Below are 19,928 nucleotides of genomic sequence, written 5' to 3' on the forward strand. Positions count from 1 at the left end.
ACACTTCATAATAATTGAATGATGAGGTGATCACGTGAAAACGAATGATTATGTGAAATATATGACGCAGCAATTTGTCAAATATATAGATACTCCGAGAGATGAGCGAAAAGAACGAAAAGAGGTGCGGAAAGAAACAAAAACGCCCGCTTCCCAGCAGTGGTTCGGTATTTTACCCTATGGCTTCCGTCTTTGGCTCAAGCGGAAAAAATAACCGCAAATTAACGAATAAGGTCCTTCAAAAATGGAGGACCTTATTGATATTCTTCTAAAATGGCAATTTTATTGACCTTTTGGCTATAAGGATCAAATGAAATCGTCACAAAAACACCGAATTCTTTTGACCCTTCCCTCAAAGTTAAATGGTATTGCTTCACTGCTTCATCTTTTCTTTTGCGGTCCCATACTTTTTGTTTGAACAGTACCTGTGCGAGCGGGTACCTTTTTTTTGCTTCTTTTACAGCGATTTCTTCCCATTTGGACATGTGGCGGGCGGTTACGAGCGGTGCGTCTTCTGCGTGAGCGGCAGCGGTGCCGAAGACGAGAAGAGATAGACAAATCACACATTGTTTGATCATCATGCTGTCACCCTTTCTTTGTTTATTATTACCAAATTAGAGCGGGATATGCATTTAATTTCTCACATAACAATCCCAAAAATTTCTAAAAAATTGAAAACGTGAGCAATATGGAGCGAGACTTTGTAATATGGCGAAAACATTCTTTTAAACGAACAAAATGGTCGATTTTGATGTTTTTAAATCTATAAATCGTTGATTATACTCTATTTGTGTAGTTCTTTAAAGAGAACGATTGTCATATCAAGTTACAGTGTTTTACAGGAGGTAAGATATGTTTCGATTGTTTCGCAATCAGCAAAAGGCGAAGACAAAACTGAAAGTGCTGCTTATCTTTCAGCTTTCAGTCATTTTCAGTCTGACTGCCGCAATATGCTTACAATTTTCCGATGATACAAGCGCTGCTTTTCATGATATTGAAACGTTGGATGTCTCACTTCAAACGTGTAAAGACTTTCAGCATACAGATAAAAACTGCCATTATGATAAACGCTGGGATCAAAGTGATTTGCACATATCAGATCAAACAAATACGAAAGGGACTGTATGCTCACCTATTACCTTATTTGCTGAGCTCAAAAATACAGGTGAGAAACTTAAGAAATCAAAGTGGAAGTGGGAGCTTCATAAGCTGGAAAATGCCCGCAAACCGTTAAAGAATGGGAATGTGATCGAAAAAGGGTTTGTCTCCAATCAAATTGGCGATTCACTTTATAAAATTGAGACGAAGAAAAAAATGAAACCCGGCATTTATGCATTTAAAGTATATAAACCGGCCGGCTACCCGGCAGACGGCAGTACATTTGAGTGGTCGGAGCCTATGACGCTTGCAAAATGCGATGAAAAACCGACAGTTCCTAAAAAAGAAACGAAGTCGCACGTCAACAAGGAAACAACACAAAACGATATACAGAAAAAAACAATTAAAGAAGAAACATCTCAAGAAGCTGTAATAAAAGAAAATGAAACTCAAACAGATCAGAAGGAAAGCGGGGAAGAGGATGAAAAAAGCAATGAAGCTGATCAGTAATATTCTTTATGTGATCATCTTTACTCTTATTATAGTGCTGACACTTGTCGTGATTTCAACACGTTCATCCGGGGGAGAGCCGGCAGTGTTTGGGTACACGCTGAAATCAGTTCTGTCAGGTTCGATGGAGCCGGAGTTCAATACAGGTTCCTTAATATTGGTCAAAGAAATCACTGATGTGAAAGAGCTCCAAAAAGGTGATGTTATTACATTTATGCAGGATGCAAATACGGCGGTCACCCACAGAATTGTTGGCATCACTAAGCAAGAAGACCATTTGTTATTTAAAACAAAAGGTGATAATAATGCTGCAGCCGATTCAGCGCCTGTATCCGACGAAAATGTTCGCGCGCAATACACAGGTTTTCAGCTTCCATATGCCGGCTATATGCTTCATTTTGCCAGCCAGCCGATTGGAACGGCAATTTTATTAATTGTTCCTGGCGTGATGCTGCTAGTGTACGCTTTTGTGACGATCACCAGCGCCATCAGAGAAATTGAAAGAAAGACAAAAGCCTTGGAAACAGATACAAAGGACAGCACCATGTCCACTTAACCTCAGTTGTAAACCTGGCAACAGGTTTCGATATAAAAATATTCAATAAAAGGGGAGTTAGCCATGGGTATGAAAAAGAAATTGAGTTTAGGAGTTGCTTCTGCGGCATTAGGATTAGCTTTAGTTGGAGGAGGAACATGGGCAGCATTTAACGATATTAAATCAAAGGATGCTACTTTTGCATCAGGTACGCTTGATTTATCTGCTAAAGAGAATTCAGCGAGTGTGAACTTATCAAATCTAAAGCCGGGAGATAAGCTGACAAAGGATTTCCAATTTGAAAATAACGGCTCACTTGCGATCAAAGAAGTGTTAATGGCGCTTAATTATGGAGATTTTAAAGCAAACGGCGGCAGCAATACATCTCCGGAAGATTTTCTCAGCCAGTTTGAAGTGACATTATTGACAGTTGGAAAAGAGGGCGGCAATGGTTACCCGAAAAACATTATTTTAGATGATGCGAACCTTAAAGACTTGTATTTGATGTCTGCTAAAAATGATGCAGCGGCTGCTGAAAAAATTAAAAAACAAATTGACCCTAAATTCTTACATGCAAGCGGTAAAGTCAATGTAGCAACAATTGACGGTAAAACCGCTCCTGAATATGATGGTGTTCCAAAAACACCAACTGATTTCGATCAGGTTCAAATGGAGATCCAATTCAAAGATGATAAAACAAAAGATGAAAACGGGCTTATGGTTCAAAATAAATACCAAGGCAACTCCATTAAGCTTCAATTCTCGTTCGAAGCTACACAGTGGAACGGCCTGACAATCAAAAAGGACCATACTGATAAAGACGGTTACGTGAAAGAAAATGAAAAAGCGCACAGCGAGGATAAAAATTAAAAACAGCAATAAAAAGAGGCGGCCCAGTATATTGTATACTGGGCCGTCTCGATGTTTATTGACAAAAGAGGAGTTAGTGCCTCTGCTCAGGCACTACTCCTCTTTTTGGGATTTTCTCCATTTTTGATAATCTAAAAATTCACGAAATTGTTTTTTCGATACCCCGGATGTCATTGCATCGCGAACCAATTTCTCCCATTCACTATCTAATTGACCATCGTATTCGGTTTCATGTTTCTCATCGAGCAAAGTATGAACCGAGACGTCCAGAACAGCGGAGACTTTTTCGAGAAATTGAATGGAGGGGTTCGTTTGTAGATTTCGTTCTATTGAGCTTAAATAAGACTTCGCTACCCCAGCTTTTTCAGCTAGTTCTGATAGTGAGTAGCCTTTTTCTTTACGGTATTGTTTAATACGCTGGCCAATCAATGTCATCACCTTCCTTGTGATATTATAGCACATTCAGAAAGGATTTACGGTATGACTTCTGGCTGCCGGACCAGGATGAGCAGACTTTTTGTTTAAAAGTAAATATTTTCGTATTTCTTCCGGGCTGATATTTGCCTCTTTGGCTTCCACCATTAATTCAACCCATTCTTGATCCAATTCAAAGTGCTCTTGTTTTGCATTTTTCATGCAGTTTCTCCTCCTAAAATACTTGTTTATGTATTTCAGCCAGTCCGGCCATGACTCATTGTATGCTTCATTAGTCTCTGGAAGTCATTTGCCATTACAATTACCAGAATTTTTTTCCAATATACTTTTATTATAATCGCATTTTCTTAAAAAAAACGAGAACGGTGTCGAATGGTAAAAAAGTTAGCTTGAAATATTATTTTGCAGATAAAACAATCCGCCATTTTCAATTTCAACTGAAATCTTTGGTTGATACAACGTTTTCAGCGCCTGTTTTTCTAGATGGTATTCTTCTGGTTTTTCTTCTATATGCTCGTAAAACTTATCAAGCAATGTCATATCATTTCTCCACCTGTCAACCGCCTGTTCCGCCCAGTCGGACGGCTCCTGCATAGCGGATTTGGAAATATAGTTTTCCATACGTTTAAGCCCGCTTTCTGGTTTGATCATAGGTGAAATAGTGAAGCAATAGTCACATATTTGAGATGTCAGTGAAAGCTGTGTCAGCTTGCTTTGAAAATCTTCAATAATCGTTCCAGAGACTAGGTGAAGACCTAGTGACAATAGCTTATCCTTTTTCATGTCGGACTGGTATGAAATCGTGACATTTATACCAAGCCAAGGCTGAAGTGGGACTTTGGCTCCGGCTGATTCAATTTTCTCATACATTCTGGTAAATCTCCCATTTTGTTTAACAGCTTTAAATATTTGAAAAAGGCGCGGGGCCCCAAAATATATAAATTCGCCATCTAGGTCTTTTGGCGCATTTTCTTTATCTGTAATAAAGGTGATTTTCATTGGATTCGGATCACCGCCTGTCTTCTCACGCCAATGCCAATAGAAAGGGCGGTTCATGATCTGTTTGTCCATTTCAACTGTAAGCTGTACTGTCATATAGCCTAAGCCTTGATCGACGATTTGGCAGCTGTTTGCTTGAAAAAAACGCAGCAGAAAATCGTGAACCTCTCGCTGTCTCACTACTAAAACCTCCTTACAGGCTAAGATCCTCTTTTTTCAGCAGGCTGCTGTTTTTTATAAGACAAAAATGAGGTTAAGTTATCCATTTTTATTTTCATTTCTTCTTCTGTTGCTGAGTGATACAAAATGTCATGAAGGTGTTCTTCAAAATTGTTCACTTGAATTTTCGTTAAAATATCATCAAGTTCGCCAACCACTTTTTCAAACAAATGAATTTTTTCATATAAAAGCTTTAGAATATGCTCTTCCACCGTATGTTTTGTTGCCATGTTATAAATGTGCACGTCACGCTCCTGCCCTAGCCTGTGAATTCTTCCGATTCTTTGCTCAAGTCGCATCGGGTTCCATGGCAAGTCATAGTTGATCATGTGATTGCAAAATTGAAGGTTAATCCCCTCACCGCCCGCTTCAGTTGCAATAAGGACTTGAATCTTTCCGCGGAAAAGGTCCTTCATCCAGTCTTTTTTCCCGCGTTTAAATCCGCCTCTAAACGGCACAGAACTGATCCCGTTTTGTTGAAGAAACCACTGCAAATAAATCTGGGTTGCCCGGTATTCTGTAAAAATGATGACCTTATCGTCAATCTTTTTGATTAAATCAACGACTTGAAGCGCTTTAGAATTTTGTGTCACTTGATTGATGCGCTCTATTAAAACTGAAATCGTATGCTCATCAATGGCAGGTGCTTGTTTCTCTTTTTGATCAAGCATTTTTTTCAGCGTCATATATACCGCTTCTCTGCTCGAACAGCATTCTCTTTGCAAGGTCATAATTGAGAACATGCTGGCCGGCTTATTGATACTTTCCTTCAAGCGGGAAATTTCATCATAAAGGGCCTGCTCTGAAGGAGAAAATTCAATCGGCACTGTTTCAACATGGCGCTGTTTCCAATTCAGCCCGGTATCATGCCGCCTATTGCGGATCATGACTTTATTCACAAGATCTTTTAAATGTTCATGCGCTTCTAAACTGGTTTTCTTGTTGGCGAACTCCTCCTGAAAGTGATTCTGGCTGCCTAAATGCCCCGGTTTTAGTAAGGACACCAAATTGAAAATCTCTTCGATACGGTTCTGAATTGGCGTCGCGGTAAGAAGCAGGCAATATTTTTTTACGAGATTCCGGACAAATTCATAGTTCTTCGTTTTGCTATTTTTCAGTTTGTGCGCCTCATCAATAATGACAAGGTCATATGGGATTGACAGAACGATTTCGCGATGGGGCGAGCGTTTCGCGGTATCGATTGATGAGACGACAATATCGCATTGTTCCCACACATAGCTTTTCTTTTGTTCAACAGCCGGAATCAAAAATTTTTCCTGAAGCTCTTTGACCCACTGTGACACAAGGGAAGCGGGTACAAGGATCAAAATTTTTTTTGCTAATCCGCGAATCATATATTCTTTTAAAATTAAACCGGCTTCAACCGTTTTTCCTAGACCAACCTCATCTGCTAAAATCGCTTTCCCGTTCATTTTTTCAACCACTTTTTGCGCCACCTCAAGCTGGTGTGGGAGCGGCGTAAAGGAAGGCAGATATAAAGGAGCCCGTAAGCCTTCAAACTCTGGAATTGCTAACGTTTTCTGGATTTCTGCAGAGAGTTTGTACAGTTCCCAGTTTGCCCAAGGGCCATCGTTTTTCAGCCTTTCAGCAAATTCTTCAGGCCATTTTGCATCGTAGATCATTTCTGCATTCATTGCTTTGAAACCGCCTTTCTTATTCTTCGATTCTTAAGATGAACAATATAAGAAAAATCTGCCCAAATTGCTGTTGCCCAGCATATAGTGATGATGGTAGGATATGAGTATGTATTTGATGTAAGATATTGCTATAGTATGTCCACAACAGCATGAAAATATGAGCGAATGACAGCAAGGGGAGAGACCTGACCGAAAACCTCGGGATACAGGCGCCGAAGGAGCAAACTGCGGAGTGAATCTCTCAGGCAAAAGAACTCTTGCTCGACGCAACTCTGGAGAGTGTTTGCGCGGATGCGCAAACCACCAAAGGGGACGTCTTTGCGTATGCAAAGTAAACTTTCAGGTGCCAGGACAGAGAACCTTCATTTTACATGAGGTGTTTCTCTGTCCTTTTTTGTATGTTTTTTAGCTGCGCCGTTGAAAAAGGGGAGGAATTAGATGCTGAAAAGAACGCCGTTATTTGACCTGTATAAGGAATATGGAGGAAAAACGATTGATTTCGGAGGCTGGGAGCTGCCTGTCCAATTTTCTTCTATAAAAAAAGAACACGAGGCTGTCCGAACTGCAGCCGGTTTGTTTGATGTATCCCATATGGGAGAAATCGAAGTATCAGGAAACGATAGTCTGTCTTTTTTGCAAAGGCTGATGACAAATGATGTTTCCGCGTTAACACCAGGACGTACTCAATATACGGCGATGTGTTATCCGGATGGCGGAACCGTCGATGATTTGCTTATCTATCAAAAAGGAGAAAACCGCTATCTGCTTGTCATTAATGCTTCTAATATAGATAAAGACTTGGCTTGGATGAAAGAACATGCAGCAGGTGATGTGCAGATTGACAATCAGTCAGATCAAATCGCGCTCTTGGCTGTACAGGGGCCGAAAGCAGAAGCGATCTTAAAAAATCTGACAGCTGCAGATGTGTCTGTCTTAAAGCCGTTTGCGTTTATGGATGAAGCCGATATTAGCGGCTGCAAAGCGCTTATTTCCCGAACTGGCTATACGGGTGAAGACGGGTATGAAATTTACTGCCGCAGTGATGATGCTGTTCATATTTGGAAAAAAATCATTGATGCAGGGGATGCATATGGACTGATTCCATGTGGTCTCGGAGCACGTGATACGCTTCGATTTGAAGCGAAGCTCCCGCTGTATGGTCAGGAGCTGACCCGGGATATTACACCGATTGAAGCAGGTATAGGCTTTGCCGTAAAGCACAAAAAGGAGTCTGACTTTTTCGGGAAATCAGTATTGAGTGAACAAAAAGAAAACGGAGCGAAGCGTAAACTTGTCGGTCTCGAAATGATTGACAAAGGGATACCGCGGCACGGATATGAAGTTTTTCATAATGGCAAATCCGTAGGAAAGGTGACAACCGGCACGCAGTCACCCACATTAGGGAAAAACGTCGGCCTTGCCTTAATTGCTTCGGAAGCGAGTAATATCGGGACTGTTGTAGATGTAGAGATTCGCAAAAAATTAGTGAAAGCAAAGGTTGTCAAAACACCATTTTATAAACGCTAATATTTTTCTTGGAGAGAGGAGTCAACACATGAAGCACCGTTATTTGCCCGCAACAGAAAAGGATAAACAGGAAATGCTTGCCGCGATCGGCGTAAGCAGCGTCGATGATTTATTTGCTGATATACCGGAGAACGTCAAATATAAAAAAGAGTATCAAATCAAAAAAGCGAAATCAGAAACGGAATTAACAAGAGAACTGACAAAGCTGGCCTCTAAAAATCGTGATACCGTACAATACGCTTCTTTCTTGGGAGCGGGTGTATATGACCACTATCAGCCTGTCATTGTGGATCATGTCATTTCGCGCTCTGAGTTTTATACCGCATATACGCCTTATCAGCCAGAGATTTCACAAGGAGAGCTTCAGGCGATTTTTGAATTCCAAACGATGATCTGTGAGCTGACGGGAATGGATATCGCCAACTCCTCTATGTATGATGGCGGTACAGCTTTGGCAGAAGCAGCAATGCTTGCTTCAGGCCACACGAAAAAGAAAAAAATCGTTGTGTCAAAAACCGTGCATCCTGAATCGCGGGAAGTGCTGAAAACGTACGCAAAAGGTCAGTATATCGAAGTTGTTGAAGTACCCGCTGCAGATGGCGTTACAGATCTTGATGCTTTGCGCCAAACCGTTTGCGAGGACACAGCCGCAGTGATCGTTCAATACCCGAATTTTTTTGGCCGGATTGAGCCGTTACAGGATATTGAGCCTATCGCTCATCAAGGGAAATCCATGTTTATTGTATCAGCCAACCCGCTTGCGCTGGGCCTCCTCACGCCACCTGGCAAGTTTCACTCTGATATCGTCGTCGGTGATGCGCAGCCTTTCGGCATTCCTTCAGCATACGGCGGCCCGCACTGCGGCTTTTTTGCCGTTACGAAAAAATTGATGAGAAAGGTGCCGGGCCGCCTCGTCGGGCAAACGGAAGACGAAAACGGGAAAAGAGGCTTTGTGCTTACATTGCAAGCCAGGGAGCAGCATATTCGCCGGGATAAAGCAACATCAAATATTTGCTCGAACCAAGCTTTAAATGCGCTGGCGGCATCAGTGGCCATGACTGCTCTCGGAAAAAACGGTGTAAAAGAAATAGCCCGCCAAAATCTCTTAAAAGCCAACTATGCAAAGCAAGAAGCAAAAAAAGCAGGCCTTACCGTTATGTTTGACGGACCGATGTTTAATGAATTTGTCATCAAACTGGAGGAACCAGTGAGAGCTGTGAACCAGCGTTTGCTGGCAAAAGGAATGATTGGCGGATATGATCTTGGGCTGACGTACCCGGAGCTAAACTGTCATATGCTGGTTGCTGTAACGGAGCTGAGAACAAAAGAAGAAATTGACGCACTCATTCAGGAATTGGGGGATCGCCATGAGTAATCAGGATCAGGCACTTATTTTTGAGCTTTCCAGAGAAGGCCGTATCGGCTACAGTCTGCCGGAGCTCGATGTACCGGAAATCAAATTGGAGGGCCTCTTGTCAGACACCTATATTCGTGACGAAGACGCAGCGCTGCCGGAGGTTTCAGAGCTGGATATCATGCGCCATTATACGGCGCTGTCCAAACGCAATCACGGGGTGGATTCCGGCTTTTACCCGCTCGGTTCTTGCACGATGAAATATAATCCGAAAATCAATGAGAAAATCGCGCGTATTCCCGGTTTTGCTGCGATTCACCCCCTTCAGGATGAAAGCACGGTACAAGGCGCGTTAGAGCTTTTATATGATTTAAGCAAGCACCTTGAAGAAATAACGGGAATGGATGAAGTCACGCTTCAGCCTGCTGCCGGAGCGCACGGTGAATGGACGGGGCTGATGATGATTCGCGCCTATCATGAAGCGCGCGGGGATTTCAAGCGGACGAAGGTCATTGTCCCTGATTCCGCGCACGGGACGAATCCTGCATCAGCGACAGTAGCAGGCTTTGAAACCGTTACGGTGAAATCGAATGAAAATGGGCTTGTTGATTTAGAGGATTTAAAAAGAGCAGTGAATGAAGAAACTGCAGCTCTTATGCTGACGAATCCGAACACGCTCGGCTTGTTTGAGGAACAGATTACAGAGATGGCGGAGATTGTTCACGAAGCGGGAGGGAAATTGTACTATGACGGCGCTAATTTAAATGCCGTTTTAAGCAAAGCGAGACCTGGGGATATGGGATTTGACGTGGTGCACCTCAACCTGCATAAAACATTCACAGGCCCTCATGGCGGCGGAGGCCCCGGCTCAGGCCCTGTCGGCGTAAAACAAGATCTGATTCCGTATTTGCCAAAACCCGTTTTAGTCAAAAAAGAAGGGCGCTTTACGTTTGATTATGACCGCCCTCATGCGATCGGCCGCGTGAAGCCGTATTACGGCAACTTTGGCATTAATGTCAGAGCGTATACGTACATCCGTTCCATGGGGCCTGACGGGTTACAAGCTGTTACTGAGAACGCAGTGTTAAACGCCAACTATATGATGAGAAAGCTCGCGCCTTATTACGATCTTCCGTTTGACCGCCATTGCAAGCATGAATTTGTATTGTCAGGGAAGCGGCAGAAAAATCTGGGAGTGCGTACGCTTGATATTGCAAAACGGCTGCTTGATTTCGGCTATCATCCGCCGACAATTTATTTCCCGCTTAATGTTGAAGAATGCATCATGATTGAGCCGACAGAGACAGAATCAAAGGAAACACTGGATGCGTTTATTGATGCTATGATTCAAATCGCAAAAGAAGCGGAGGAGAATCCGGAGCTTGTTCAGGAGGCGCCACATACAACGATTGTAAAAAGAATGGATGAAACAAAAGCGGCGAGACACCCGGTGCTCAGATACGAGGCGGAAGAGAAATAAATAAAAACAGCTGTCTGCCAGACAGCTGTTTTGCTTTATTTCTTCGCTTTAATCTTTCCGCCCCATTTTTTAAAGCCGCCTTTTAGGTTATAAATCTCAGTGCAGCCGTTTTTGCGCAGGGTTTGTGCCGCGCGTCCGCTGCGGACACTGTTTTGGCAGTATAGGTAAACAGGCTTGTCCGGACGGATTTCATTTTTTCTCTGTTTCAGCTGGGACAGCGGGATGTTGCGGGCGCCCAAAATATGTCCGCCCTCAAACTCATTCGGTTCACGAACGTCAATAAGCTGCGCTTTGCGGTAACCCGCGCGGAATTCTTCTTCGGTAAGTGTTTTCATAATACGCTGCTGATAAACATATGAAGCAATCATATAGACAATAAATGCAGCAAAAATAATCAAAACGATCATATTAGACAATGTGATTCTACTCCTTTAGCATATAAAATCAAAACCCTGCTTCATAAAACAAGGTCATAGAGCCGTTTTCGACAAATACTATTATAGTAAAGCACAGCGTGATTGTCATCTATAATGGAACTAAAATATTTTTCATTTTCTCGGCAGTTTGATAAACTGATTCTATTAAAACGGTAAGGAAGGTCTTAAAATGCAAAAAGAAACTTGGCGGTTTATAGACTCAGGCAATGCAAGTCCTGCATTCAATATGGCGCTTGATGAAGCGCTTTTATATTGGCACAGCGAGAAGAAAATTCCCCCGGTTATCCGTTTTTATGGCTGGAATCCGGCGACGCTTTCTGTAGGGTATTTTCAAAATATTAAAAAGGAAATCAATTTTGAAGCAGTACATAAGTATAATCTCGGATTCGTCAGACGCCCGACCGGAGGGAGAGGCGTTCTGCACGATCAGGAATTGACATACAGCGTGATTGTTTCGGAAGAGCACCCCGAAATGCCGGCGACTGTTACTGAGGCATACCGGGTTATTTCAGAAGGCATACTTCAAGGCTTTAGAAATCTCGGTCTGGACGCCTACTTTGCCATCCCGAGAACCGAAAAAGAAAAAGAAAGCTTAAAAAATCCGCGGTCATCCGTTTGTTTTGACGCGCCCTCGTGGTATGAGCTAGTGGTTGAGGGTCGCAAGGTGGCGGGAAGCGCGCAAACGAGACAAAAAGGCGTGATTCTTCAGCATGGCTCCATTCTTCTTGATTTAGATGAGGACAAGCTGTTCGATCTGTTCTTATATCCAAGTGAAAGAGTAAGAGAGCGGATGCAGCGCAATTTCAAAAATAAAGCGGTTGCCATTAATGAACTAACCGAAAAACGGGTGACGATGGATGAGGCTCGTAAAGCCTTTAAAGAAGGATTTGAAACAGGTCTTAACATTCATCTGGAGCCGTACGAACTTTCTCAGGAAGAGCTTGATTTCGTTCATCACTTGGCTGAAACAAAGTATGCTTCAGATGAATGGAATTATAAGCGGTAAACAGGGCTTTTGACCCGCGGAGCATCCTTGTTTTTTCAAGTTCATTAGTGTAAACTTGTAATGGTTTATAAAGTTAAGGTGCTTTTTGGGAGGGTTTCGATGACAACACCAAGTATGGAAGATTATATTGAACAGATTTATATGCTGATTGAAGAAAAAGGATATGCGCGAGTTTCCGATATCGCGGAAGCATTGGCAGTCCATCCCTCCTCTGTAACAAAAATGGTTCAAAAACTAGATAAAGACGAATATTTAATTTATGAAAAATATCGCGGTCTCGTGTTAACGTCTAAAGGGAAAAAAATAGGCAAACGGCTGGTTTACAGACATGAATTGCTTGAGCAGTTTTTAAGAATCATTGGTGTTGATGAAGAGAAAATATATAACGATGTCGAAGGAATCGAACATCATTTAAGCTGGAACAGCATTGATCGCATCGGGGATCTTGTTCAATATTTTGAAGAAGATGATACCCGTAAAAAAGATCTGAAATCAATCCAAAAGAAAACAGAACATCATAATCAGTAAAAAGGCGGTCTCAAAGGAGGCCGTCTTTTTTGATGCGGTGGCGCCGCCCATCATTCGTTGGTCTATTTCTTCGCGTGTTTTCTTAAAATGGTAATAAACGATCGGGTGGAGGGGGAGGGAATGAGATGTATATTGACGGTGTGTTTTCCGGCGGAGGAGTAAAAGGCATTGCGCTTGCAGGTGCTTATGAAGCGCTTGAGGAAAAAGGCTTCCGCTTTAAAAGGGTTGCGGGAACAAGCGCGGGCGCCATTATTGCCGCTTTCATTGCGTCAGGTTACACCAGTAAGGAAATCCACGCTTTAATTGAAGAAGTGGACGGAGAGAAATTGCTGGATCAGAGGTACTCTTTTCTCCCCTTAAAAATGCTCCAGTGGGTGTCCATATACTGGCGTCTTGGATTATACAAAGGCGATACGATAGAAAAATGGATTGCTGATCTGTTAAGAGCGAAAGGCATAAGGGTTTTCGGCGATTTGCAGAAAGGGTCTCTGCGCCTTATTGCTTCTGATCTGACAAACGGCACCATGATTGTTTTGCCGGACGATTTGCCCCGTTACGGGTTAAATCCCGATATGTTCCCGGTTGCCAGAGCGGTCAGAATGAGCTGCAGCATTCCGTATTTTTTTGAACCGATAAAATTAAAAACGGACACAGGCACCGCCACGGTTGTTGACGGTGGTGTGTTAAGCAATTTCCCCATCTGGCTGTTTTCAAAGGAAAGAAAGCGGCCTGTGATCGGTGTGACGCTTGCGCCGCGTGAAAGGGAACGTCCGAAAAAAAATATCCGCAACGCCTTCGAACTATTCGGCGCCCTGTTTGAAACGATGAAGGATGCCCATGACGCAAGACACATAGCATCACGCTATGAACAAAATATTATTTTTCTCCCTGTTGATGACGTAATGGCGACTGATTTTCATTTAACGCAACAAAAAAAACTAGCCCTGATTGAGCTAGGTAAAAGACGGACAGAGCTGTTTTTAAAGCAGTGGACCTATTAAAAAAGCGCTCTGTTTTTCTTTTTATTTTTTTTTCCTTCTATAACAGTCAGCTGAGTCTGGCTTTTTTTCTTGAGAATCATCGGCTTAGGCTTGCTGGCGCTCGGAACGCTTCGCAGGTGGCTGACACGTCCCTTATGTCCGGCGCGGTGTTTTGCTTTTTGTTCTTTCATCCGGCGCCGCGATTGTTTCGCCGCTTTTTTAAAGGCTGCTCCTTCGCTGCCCGCATTTCGATTCATTACATATTTCACAATAAAATAAATAATGATACCTGCCACGATGACGGTAACCGCCATTTTTGCCATTTCCCCGGGATTGGTTACCAGCACATAGAGAAAACCGAACGCTCCCAGCGCAATTAATACAGCAACAATAGGTTGTACACGATGATTCATAACTGTCCACCTCCGAAAGTAGTAGCAGGGCAACGGATTTTAGATGACGTTGTGAGAAGGCTTCTGATTTTGCTCAGACAATTCTTCGAGTCTGAGAAGTTCGTTAAAGCTTTCAATGGCAACTTCAACCTGGTCATCCTTAGGTTCCTTCGTAGTTAACAGCTGAAGCCAAAGTCCCGGGTACCCTAGTAATTTCAGACCGCGAATATCACGCACTTTGTTTGTCAGCTGCAGAACTTCAAAGGATATACCAAGTACGACCGGTATCAGTGCGACACGATCTATCACACGCAGCCAAAGCGGATCTGTCGGAACGAGTAAATAAACAAACATGCCGACAATAATCGTGAATAAAATAAAGCTTGATCCGCAGCGGTAATGAAGCCGAGATTGGTTTTGGACATTCTCCACAGTAATTGGCAAATTCTGTTCATAACAGTTTATGACTTTATGTTCGGCTCCATGATATTGAAACACTCTTTTAATGAGCGGTGTCATGGACAAAAAATAGATGTAACCGAGCAGCAAAATCAACTTAAACAGGCTTTCAACCGTGATTTGAGCTATGTCCGATGAAAAAATCGGCCTTGTCAGTTCAGCTAAGAAAACCGGAACCAATGTAAATACGAATTTACTGAACAAAAATGAAAGGACGCCGATAACCGCGAGGCTGAGATACATAGACAGTCCAGACGATTTTTTTTCTTCCTGCTCAAGTGTCTCGTCTTCAGATGGATCGAGCCCGTAACGTTCGCTTGAAAAATTCAAATGCTTTGTGCCGTTTGCACTCGCTTCGATAATGGCCGCGATCCCCCGTAAAAACGGTATCTTTTTTACGATGTTCAGTTTCGGGTTGTGTTTGCGGGGAAGCTTAAAAAAGTTCATGCTTCCATCCGTTCTTCTGATGGCTGTAACGTAATGATGCTTTCCGCCAAACATAACGCCTTCCACAACAGCCTGCCCGCCGTAAGCGGGCGGAATTTTATGTTTTGACATATTATCAACCTGCCTATTTCTTTAGGATTGCTAACCATTTCCTTTCACTCTATTGTACAGGAAACAGCGCTAAACCTCTAGATTGACAGGCTGAAAAATTGCCATAGCCTTGCTTTTTCTACATGCATTATACCCGTTATTTTCAAATTTTACTCGCAGCTGTCAAAAAGTGTGAGCTTTTTTATTGACATTTCATTTTTTGGGCACACTTTAACTGGAGGTGCCATGATGACAAGCGAAAAAGATACAGAACAAAATGAAGAATTGAATGAGAAGCAAGGGCCGCCTGTTTCGATGGCCGGCAGGGTGGCAGCAACAGGTTTTTGCGGAGGCGTATTATGGAGTTTCGTTGCTTATATCGCATATTTGTTTCATTTTTCTGAAATCAGCCCGAATATGATTTTGCAGCCGTTTGTGCTCGGAGAGTGGAAAAAACATGGACTAGGAACGGTGATCAGCATCATTTTGATTGGAGTGATTTCAATTGGCGCAGCGTTTCTTTATTTTCTTCTATTGAAACGTTTAAAAACAATGTGGCCGGGTATTTTATACGGCTTGGTGCTTTGGCTGCTCGTGTTTTTTGTTTTTAATCCGATTTTTCCAGATGTGCGCACGGTGAACGAACTGACATCAGATACCATTATTACGACGATTTGCATTTATTTGCTTTACGGGCTGTTTGTCGGGTATTCCATTTCATTTGAATACAATGAGCTGAATTCGGAAAAGCTGGCACGTGCGCTGGGAATGCATAGAGAATAGTGTATAAACCTTTTCCAGTATGATAAAATGTTCACGAGAAGTGAACATTTTTTGCATGAGAAACCCTCGCGAAAAGGAGAGATCATGTGCCTCATTTTTTGATTTTGAACGGACCGAATGTCAATCGGCTTGGGAAGCGTGAGCCTGAAGTATTCGGCCGCCAGACGCTGACCGATATTGAAACAGATTTATTTCAATTTGCTGAAGCCTTACATATCCAGCTCACTTTCTTCCAGTCTAATCACGAAGGTGATTTGATCGATGCGATACATGAGGCTGAGGAGCAATACAGCGGGATTGTTCTGAACCCCGGCGCCCTGAGCCATTACAGCTATGCGATCAGGGATGCTGTTTCAAGCATCAGTCTTCCTGTGGTTGAGGTGCATTTATCAAACTTATACGCCAGGGAAGAATTCAGGCATCAGTCGGTTATCGCTCCGGTTGCGAAAGGGCAGATTGTCGGTCTTGGAGCTGAAGGCTACAAGCTTGCTGTTCGCTACTTATTAAGCCAGCAAGGGGGAGAATAAGGATGAAGCTAGAGAAATTAAGAAACCTTTTTGAACAGCTGGGAATTGACGGCATGCTGATTACAAGCAGCACGAATGTACGCTATATGACAGGGTTTACAGGTTCTGCGGGTTTGGCTGTTATATCGGGTGACAAAGCAGCGTTTATTACGGATTTTCGTTATACAGAGCAGGCGAAGGTTCAGGTCAAAGGTTTTGAGATCATTGAACATGGCGGCAGCCTGATTCAGACCACTGCCGACACTGTGGAATCGTTCGGCATCAAGCGTCTCGGCTTTGAACAGAACAGCATGACATATGGCACTTATGCTTCATACAGCGCCGTTATCAGTGAGGCCGAATTAGTGCCTGTGGCTGAATCCGTGGAAAAGTTGCGCTTGATTAAGTCTAGTGAAGAGATTAAGATATTAGAGGAAGCTGCGAAGATTGCAGATGATGCCTTCAAACATATCTTGACGTTTATGAAACCCGGCATTTCTGAAATCGCTGTTGCCAATGAGCTGGAATTTTATATGAGAAGCCAAGGAGCTGACAGCTCTTCTTTTGATATGATTGTCGCCTCGGGCCTTCGGTCAAGCCTTCCTCACGGTGTGGCCAGTGACAAACTGATTGAAAGCGGAGACCTTGTTACGCTTGATTTTGGCGCTTATTATAAAGGATATTGTTCTGATATTACCCGTACGGTCGCTGTTGGTCAGCCCAGTGATCAATTGAAGGAGATCTATCAGGTTGTATTTGATGCTCAGGCGCTCGGCGTCGCACATATTAAGCCGGGAATGACAGGAAAAGAGGCTGACGCCCTCACAAGGGATCACATTGCGGCAAAAGGCTACGGTGAATATTTCGGTCATTCAACCGGGCACGGGCTCGGCATGGAAGTTCATGAATCGCCGGGATTATCCGTCAGATCTTCAGCTATCCTTGAACCGGGCATGGTGGTCACAGTGGAGCCGGGCATTTACATACCAGAAACAGGCGGTGTCCGTATTGAAGATGACATCGTGATTACAGAAAACGGCAACCGGACAATCACCCATTCCCCAAAAGAACTTATTATTTTGTGATTGTAATATAGGAGGACATTAAACATGATTTCAGTTAACGATTTCCGTACAGGATTAACAATCGAAGTAGATGGCGGCATTTGGCGCGTCGTTGACTTCCAGCACGTAAAACCTGGAAAAGGTGCGGCCTTTGTCCGCTCTAAACTTCGCAACCTTCGCACTGGCGCCATTCAGGAAAAAACCTTCCGCGCTGGTGAAAAAGTAGCGAAAGCGCAAATCGAAACAAAAACAATGCAATATCTATATGCAAACGGAGATCAGCACGTATTTATGGATACTTCTTCTTATGAGCAGCTTGAACTGAGCGCAACTCAAATCGAAGAAGAATTAAAATACCTGCTTGAAAACATGTCTGTGCATATCATGATGTACCAGGATGAAACACTTGGCATCGAACTTCCAAACACAGTTGAGCTGAAAGTTGTTGAAACTGAACCTGGTATTAAAGGTGATACAGCATCAGGCGGTACAAAACCTGCGAAAACTGAAACCGGACTTGTTGTAAACGTGCCGTTCTTTGTGAATGAAGGCGACACACTTGTTGTCAATACATCAGACGGTTCTTACGTTTCAAGAGCATAGAAAGAAAAAAAGAAGTCTGTTCCCAAATTGGGAGCAGGCTTTTTTTTGTGCCCAAAAACAGAATCTTTCTTTTATACGAAAATGACAAGACTACTTCAGCAAGCTAGAGCATATCATATAAAAAAACAGGAGGTTGGGAGAGTGCTATGAAATTTTTCCTTGGAAATATCAATTCTACTGTTTTAACAATGGCGGGATTACGAGTTTTATCCTCTATGATTGAGCTGACTGCAGCCATTATCATGCTTGTGACAAACGATGTCCGGAAGGCAGTTGTGGTTAACAGCATTCTTGCTATTGTAGGGCCGTTGATTTTTATCATTACGATGACAGTCGGAATCTACCAAATTGCCGGGCAGCTTTCGTATGCAAAGCTGATTCTGATTTTTACGGGTGTTGTTTTGATTTTGGCGGGTGTTCATAAATAAGAAGAGGCTTGTCATAAAGTCTGCCTCACATCATACATTTTAAAGAAGCCAATCGGTAGAAAGGAGGAGGCTCTGTTGAATGAAATCGCTGAGGTTCTCCCTGAATCCATGAAAAACGCCCTTTCTGAAATACCGGAACAACAATGGCTGGAAATCGAAGAAGTCAGAATTCGGGTCAACCGCCCCATTGAATTGATTCGAAAAGGACAACCTGTTTTTTTATCCTATGCGGGTACGGCCGAGGATGCCCATCTGATCCTGAGCCGGCTCAGCAACTATAGCATGTATACTCTTGAAGAAGAGCTGAAGAAAGGGTATGTCACGATCAGAGGCGGCCACAGAGTCGGACTGGCAGGCAGAGTCATTACGGAAAACGGGGGTGTGAAAGGACTCCGTGACATCGCATCTTTTAATATACGAATTGCCAGGCAAAAGCTGGGGATTGCGGAGCCGCTGCTTCCGTACTTATATCAAACCAGCTGGCTGAATACGCTGATTATCGGACCGCCCCAAACCGGCAAAACAACACTTCTTCGGGACCTTGCGAGGCTCTCGAGCACCGGTAAAAACCGCATGCTGCCCGTAAAGACAGGCATCGTCGATGAACGGTCAGAAATTGCCGGATGTCTGCGCGGCATTCCGCAACATCAATTTGGACAGAGAATTGACGTATTAGACGCCTGTCCGAAGGCTGAGGGGCTGATGATGATGATTCGATCCATGAGTCCTGAGGTGATGATTGTCGATGAAATCGGGCGTATGGAAGATACAGATGCGCTTCTGGAGGCGTTGCATGCAGGTGTTTCAGTAATCGTATCGGCGCATGGCTGGAGCATATCCGATCTCATGAAGCGGCCTTCATTGAAGCGTTTGTGGGAAGAAAGAGCCTTTGACCGCTATTTGGAATTATCAAGAGCAAAAGGGCCGGGCACAGTGAGCCGCATTTATGACAAAGACGGACATGTGCTGTCTAGGACACCGGGCGTGAAAACATGCTGAAGCTGCTGGGCGCAGTATTCATTGTGGTAGCGACAACATGGACAGGTTTTGAGATGGCGAAGATTTATACAGAACGGCCGCGGCAAATCCGCCAGCTGCGTGCGGCGCTTCAATCCCTCGAGGCTGAAATCATGTACGGCCATACACCGCTTCATACCGCTTCACAGCAGATTGCCAAGCAGCTCGCACAGCCTGTTTCAGCTCTTTTTTCCGCATTCAGTGATCAGCTGGAAAAGGGAAGCGATTCCGCGAAAACGGCGTGGGAGCAAAGCTTAAAAAAGGTATGGGACACCATGTCTTTGAAAAAAAGCGAATACGAGGTGCTAAAGCAGTTTGGCGAGACGCTCGGGATTCATGATCGAATCTCACAGCAAAAGCACATCAAGCTGGCGCTGACACATTTGGAAGCCTCAGAAGCGGATGCTGAGCAGGCGCAAGCGAAAAACGAAAAGATGATAAAGAGTTTGGGCTTTTTAGCGGGCTTGTTACTCATTCTTCTATTGATGTAAACATGAGGGGAG

25 protein-coding genes and 1 riboswitch are annotated in these 19,928 nt (G+C 43.4%); of the genes, 17 read left to right on the forward strand and 8 right to left on the reverse strand.

The genetic code is table 11. The annotated features are described in order from the left end of the window. The first annotated feature begins 34 nt into the window (after positions 1–34). Complete coding sequence (locus ACQXR1_RS05750; RefSeq protein WP_014480252.1) at positions 35–214, forward strand: YqzE family protein; 180 nt, start codon at positions 35–37, stop codon at positions 212–214. A gap of 40 nt (positions 215–254) precedes the next feature. Here ACQXR1_RS05750 and ACQXR1_RS05755 read toward each other — a convergent pair whose 3' ends face one another. Next, on the reverse strand, positions 255–581 hold the full coding sequence (locus ACQXR1_RS05755; protein WP_014664589.1) for a YqzG/YhdC family protein: 327 nt from the start codon (positions 579–581) through the stop codon (positions 255–257). A gap of 271 nt (positions 582–852) precedes the next feature. Here ACQXR1_RS05755 and tapA point away from each other — a divergent pair, with 271 nt between their 5' ends. From tapA to tasA, 3 genes are all read left to right on the forward strand, one after another. Next, positions 853–1,608 (forward strand): amyloid fiber anchoring/assembly protein TapA, encoded by a 756-nt coding sequence (gene tapA / locus ACQXR1_RS05760; protein ID WP_014664588.1) that lies wholly within the window; start codon positions 853–855, stop codon positions 1,606–1,608. Then, positions 1,592–2,164, forward strand: coding sequence for a signal peptidase I SipW (gene sipW / locus ACQXR1_RS05765; protein WP_014664587.1), 573 nt, complete (start codon positions 1,592–1,594; stop codon positions 2,162–2,164). The genes tapA and sipW overlap by 17 nt, the downstream gene beginning before the upstream one ends. Before the next feature lie 63 nt (positions 2,165–2,227). Further along, positions 2,228–3,013: a biofilm matrix protein TasA gene (gene tasA / locus ACQXR1_RS05770; protein ID WP_014664586.1), complete on the forward strand. Its 786-nt coding sequence runs from the start codon at positions 2,228–2,230 to the stop codon at positions 3,011–3,013. A 93-nt stretch (positions 3,014–3,106) separates the two neighbouring features. On the opposite strand, the gene sinR is transcribed toward tasA, so the two are convergent. The 4 genes from sinR to ACQXR1_RS05790 form a co-directional block, all read right to left on the reverse strand. After that, a complete protein-coding gene (gene sinR, locus ACQXR1_RS05775) occupies positions 3,107–3,442 on the reverse strand; it encodes a transcriptional regulator SinR (RefSeq protein WP_003226345.1) in 336 nt (111 codons plus the stop codon). Positions 3,443–3,475: 33 nt separating this feature from the next. Continuing rightward, entirely contained in the window at positions 3,476–3,649 is a 174-nt protein-coding gene (gene sinI, locus ACQXR1_RS05780; protein WP_003230187.1) for an anti-repressor SinI, read from the reverse strand. Positions 3,650–3,832: 183 nt separating this feature from the next. Beyond that, positions 3,833–4,627 carry a YqhG family protein gene (locus ACQXR1_RS05785; RefSeq protein WP_069839479.1) on the reverse strand — a complete coding sequence of 265 codons (795 nt, stop codon included), beginning with the start codon at positions 4,625–4,627 and terminating at the stop codon, positions 3,833–3,835. Positions 4,628–4,647: 20 nt separating this feature from the next. Then, entirely contained in the window at positions 4,648–6,321 is a 1,674-nt protein-coding gene (locus tag ACQXR1_RS05790) for a DEAD/DEAH box helicase (RefSeq protein ID WP_069149860.1), read from the reverse strand. Positions 6,322–6,489: 168 nt separating this feature from the next. After that, a riboswitch (glycine riboswitch) is annotated at positions 6,490–6,591 on the forward strand. 171 nt (positions 6,592–6,762) lie between these two features. Here ACQXR1_RS05790 and gcvT point away from each other — a divergent pair. From gcvT to gcvPB, 3 genes are read left to right on the forward strand one after another with little or no spacing between them, the layout of a single operon-like run. Then, positions 6,763–7,851 carry a glycine cleavage system aminomethyltransferase GcvT gene (gene gcvT / locus ACQXR1_RS05795; RefSeq protein ID WP_430771843.1) on the forward strand — a complete coding sequence of 363 codons (1,089 nt, stop codon included), beginning with the start codon at positions 6,763–6,765 and terminating at the stop codon, positions 7,849–7,851. Between the two features lie 28 nt (positions 7,852–7,879). Continuing rightward, positions 7,880–9,226, forward strand: coding sequence for an aminomethyl-transferring glycine dehydrogenase subunit GcvPA (gene gcvPA, locus ACQXR1_RS05800; RefSeq protein WP_227098781.1), 1,347 nt, complete (start codon positions 7,880–7,882; stop codon positions 9,224–9,226). Continuing rightward, positions 9,219–10,685 (forward strand): aminomethyl-transferring glycine dehydrogenase subunit GcvPB, encoded by a 1,467-nt coding sequence (gcvPB, locus tag ACQXR1_RS05805; protein ID WP_430771844.1) that lies wholly within the window; start codon positions 9,219–9,221, stop codon positions 10,683–10,685. The genes gcvPA and gcvPB overlap by 8 nt, the downstream gene beginning before the upstream one ends. A 35-nt stretch (positions 10,686–10,720) precedes the next feature. Here the strand turns inward: gcvPB and ACQXR1_RS05810 are convergent, their stop codons facing one another. After that, positions 10,721–11,101, reverse strand: coding sequence for a rhodanese-like domain-containing protein (locus tag ACQXR1_RS05810; protein ID WP_014664580.1), 381 nt, complete (start codon positions 11,099–11,101; stop codon positions 10,721–10,723). Between the two features lie 190 nt (positions 11,102–11,291). Between ACQXR1_RS05810 and lipM the strand changes: the two genes are divergently transcribed. The 3 genes from lipM to ACQXR1_RS05825 all read left to right on the forward strand — a co-directional run bounded on the left by lipM (position 11,292) and on the right by ACQXR1_RS05825 (position 13,657). Continuing rightward, positions 11,292–12,128, forward strand: coding sequence for an octanoyltransferase LipM (gene lipM / locus ACQXR1_RS05815; RefSeq protein ID WP_014664579.1), 837 nt, complete (start codon positions 11,292–11,294; stop codon positions 12,126–12,128). A 99-nt stretch (positions 12,129–12,227) separates the two neighbouring features. After that, on the forward strand, positions 12,228–12,656 hold the full coding sequence (mntR, locus tag ACQXR1_RS05820; protein ID WP_014664578.1) for a transcriptional regulator MntR: 429 nt from the start codon (positions 12,228–12,230) through the stop codon (positions 12,654–12,656). A 125-nt stretch (positions 12,657–12,781) separates the two neighbouring features. Continuing rightward, a complete protein-coding gene (locus ACQXR1_RS05825; protein WP_014664577.1) occupies positions 12,782–13,657 on the forward strand; it encodes a patatin-like phospholipase family protein in 876 nt (291 codons plus the stop codon). On the opposite strand, the gene ACQXR1_RS05830 is transcribed toward ACQXR1_RS05825, so the two are convergent. Next, on the reverse strand, positions 13,654–14,049 hold the full coding sequence (locus tag ACQXR1_RS05830; RefSeq protein WP_014664576.1) for an SA1362 family protein: 396 nt from the start codon (positions 14,047–14,049) through the stop codon (positions 13,654–13,656). The genes ACQXR1_RS05825 and ACQXR1_RS05830 overlap by 4 nt on opposite strands. A 39-nt stretch (positions 14,050–14,088) precedes the next feature. Further along, on the reverse strand, positions 14,089–15,045 hold the full coding sequence (locus tag ACQXR1_RS05835; protein ID WP_430771845.1) for a DUF1385 domain-containing protein: 957 nt from the start codon (positions 15,043–15,045) through the stop codon (positions 14,089–14,091). 225 nt (positions 15,046–15,270) lie between these two features. Between ACQXR1_RS05835 and ACQXR1_RS05840 the strand changes: the two genes are divergently transcribed. From ACQXR1_RS05840 to spoIIIAB, 7 genes are all read left to right on the forward strand, one after another. Continuing rightward, positions 15,271–15,807 (forward strand): YqhR family membrane protein, encoded by a 537-nt coding sequence (locus ACQXR1_RS05840; protein WP_014664574.1) that lies wholly within the window; start codon positions 15,271–15,273, stop codon positions 15,805–15,807. 86 nt (positions 15,808–15,893) lie between these two features. After that, positions 15,894–16,334 (forward strand): type II 3-dehydroquinate dehydratase, encoded by a 441-nt coding sequence (gene aroQ / locus ACQXR1_RS05845; protein WP_014664573.1) that lies wholly within the window; start codon positions 15,894–15,896, stop codon positions 16,332–16,334. Between the two features lie 2 nt (positions 16,335–16,336). After that, the gene (gene papA / locus ACQXR1_RS05850) at positions 16,337–17,398 is read left to right on the forward strand and encodes an aminopeptidase PapA (protein ID WP_014664572.1); all 1,062 of its coding nucleotides are present in this window, start codon (positions 16,337–16,339) and stop codon (positions 17,396–17,398) included. A gap of 24 nt (positions 17,399–17,422) precedes the next feature. Next, on the forward strand, positions 17,423–17,980 hold the full coding sequence (efp, locus tag ACQXR1_RS05855; protein ID WP_003226377.1) for an elongation factor P: 558 nt from the start codon (positions 17,423–17,425) through the stop codon (positions 17,978–17,980). A gap of 146 nt (positions 17,981–18,126) precedes the next feature. Beyond that, positions 18,127–18,408, forward strand: a complete 282-nt coding sequence (locus ACQXR1_RS05860; protein WP_014664571.1) for a YqhV family protein — start codon at positions 18,127–18,129, stop codon at positions 18,406–18,408. 75 nt (positions 18,409–18,483) lie between these two features. After that, complete coding sequence (spoIIIAA, locus tag ACQXR1_RS05865) at positions 18,484–19,407, forward strand: stage III sporulation protein AA (protein ID WP_069149854.1); 924 nt, start codon at positions 18,484–18,486, stop codon at positions 19,405–19,407. Continuing rightward, complete coding sequence (gene spoIIIAB, locus ACQXR1_RS05870) at positions 19,401–19,916, forward strand: stage III sporulation protein SpoIIIAB (RefSeq protein ID WP_071578607.1); 516 nt, start codon at positions 19,401–19,403, stop codon at positions 19,914–19,916. Before spoIIIAA ends, spoIIIAB begins: the two co-directional genes overlap by 7 nt. Positions 19,917–19,928 lie beyond the last annotated feature (12 nt).

This window comes from Bacillus sp. ATD, assembly GCF_050585765.1.
GTDB lineage: Bacteria > Bacillota > Bacilli > Bacillales > Bacillaceae > Bacillus > Bacillus stercoris.

Excerpts from the sequence above, each read along its gene's own strand:
- ACQXR1_RS05755 (WP_014664589.1), bottom strand. The coding sequence starts at position 581 with ATGATGATCAAACAATGTGTGATTTGTCTATCTCTTCTCGTCTTCGGC.
- tapA (WP_014664588.1), top strand. The coding sequence starts at position 853 with ATGTTTCGATTGTTTCGCAATCAGCAAAAGGCGAAGACAAAACTGAAA.
- sipW (WP_014664587.1), top strand. The coding sequence starts at position 1,592 with ATGAAGCTGATCAGTAATATTCTTTATGTGATCATCTTTACTCTTATT.
- tasA (WP_014664586.1), top strand. The coding sequence starts at position 2,228 with ATGGGTATGAAAAAGAAATTGAGTTTAGGAGTTGCTTCTGCGGCATTA.
- sinI (WP_003230187.1), bottom strand. The coding sequence starts at position 3,649 with ATGAAAAATGCAAAACAAGAGCACTTTGAATTGGATCAAGAATGGGTT.
- ACQXR1_RS05790 (WP_069149860.1), bottom strand. The coding sequence starts at position 6,321 with ATGAATGCAGAAATGATCTACGATGCAAAATGGCCTGAAGAATTTGCT.
- gcvT (WP_430771843.1), top strand. The coding sequence starts at position 6,763 with ATGCTGAAAAGAACGCCGTTATTTGACCTGTATAAGGAATATGGAGGA.
- gcvPA (WP_227098781.1), top strand. The coding sequence starts at position 7,880 with ATGAAGCACCGTTATTTGCCCGCAACAGAAAAGGATAAACAGGAAATG.
- gcvPB (WP_430771844.1), top strand. The coding sequence starts at position 9,219 with ATGAGTAATCAGGATCAGGCACTTATTTTTGAGCTTTCCAGAGAAGGC.
- lipM (WP_014664579.1), top strand. The coding sequence starts at position 11,292 with ATGCAAAAAGAAACTTGGCGGTTTATAGACTCAGGCAATGCAAGTCCT.
- mntR (WP_014664578.1), top strand. The coding sequence starts at position 12,228 with ATGACAACACCAAGTATGGAAGATTATATTGAACAGATTTATATGCTG.
- ACQXR1_RS05825 (WP_014664577.1), top strand. The coding sequence starts at position 12,782 with ATGTATATTGACGGTGTGTTTTCCGGCGGAGGAGTAAAAGGCATTGCG.
- ACQXR1_RS05830 (WP_014664576.1), bottom strand. The coding sequence starts at position 14,049 with ATGAATCATCGTGTACAACCTATTGTTGCTGTATTAATTGCGCTGGGA.
- ACQXR1_RS05835 (WP_430771845.1), bottom strand. The coding sequence starts at position 15,045 with ATGTCAAAACATAAAATTCCGCCCGCTTACGGCGGGCAGGCTGTTGTG.
- ACQXR1_RS05840 (WP_014664574.1), top strand. The coding sequence starts at position 15,271 with ATGATGACAAGCGAAAAAGATACAGAACAAAATGAAGAATTGAATGAG.
- papA (WP_014664572.1), top strand. The coding sequence starts at position 16,337 with ATGAAGCTAGAGAAATTAAGAAACCTTTTTGAACAGCTGGGAATTGAC.
- efp (WP_003226377.1), top strand. The coding sequence starts at position 17,423 with ATGATTTCAGTTAACGATTTCCGTACAGGATTAACAATCGAAGTAGAT.
- ACQXR1_RS05860 (WP_014664571.1), top strand. The coding sequence starts at position 18,127 with ATGAAATTTTTCCTTGGAAATATCAATTCTACTGTTTTAACAATGGCG.
- spoIIIAB (WP_071578607.1), top strand. The coding sequence starts at position 19,401 with ATGCTGAAGCTGCTGGGCGCAGTATTCATTGTGGTAGCGACAACATGG.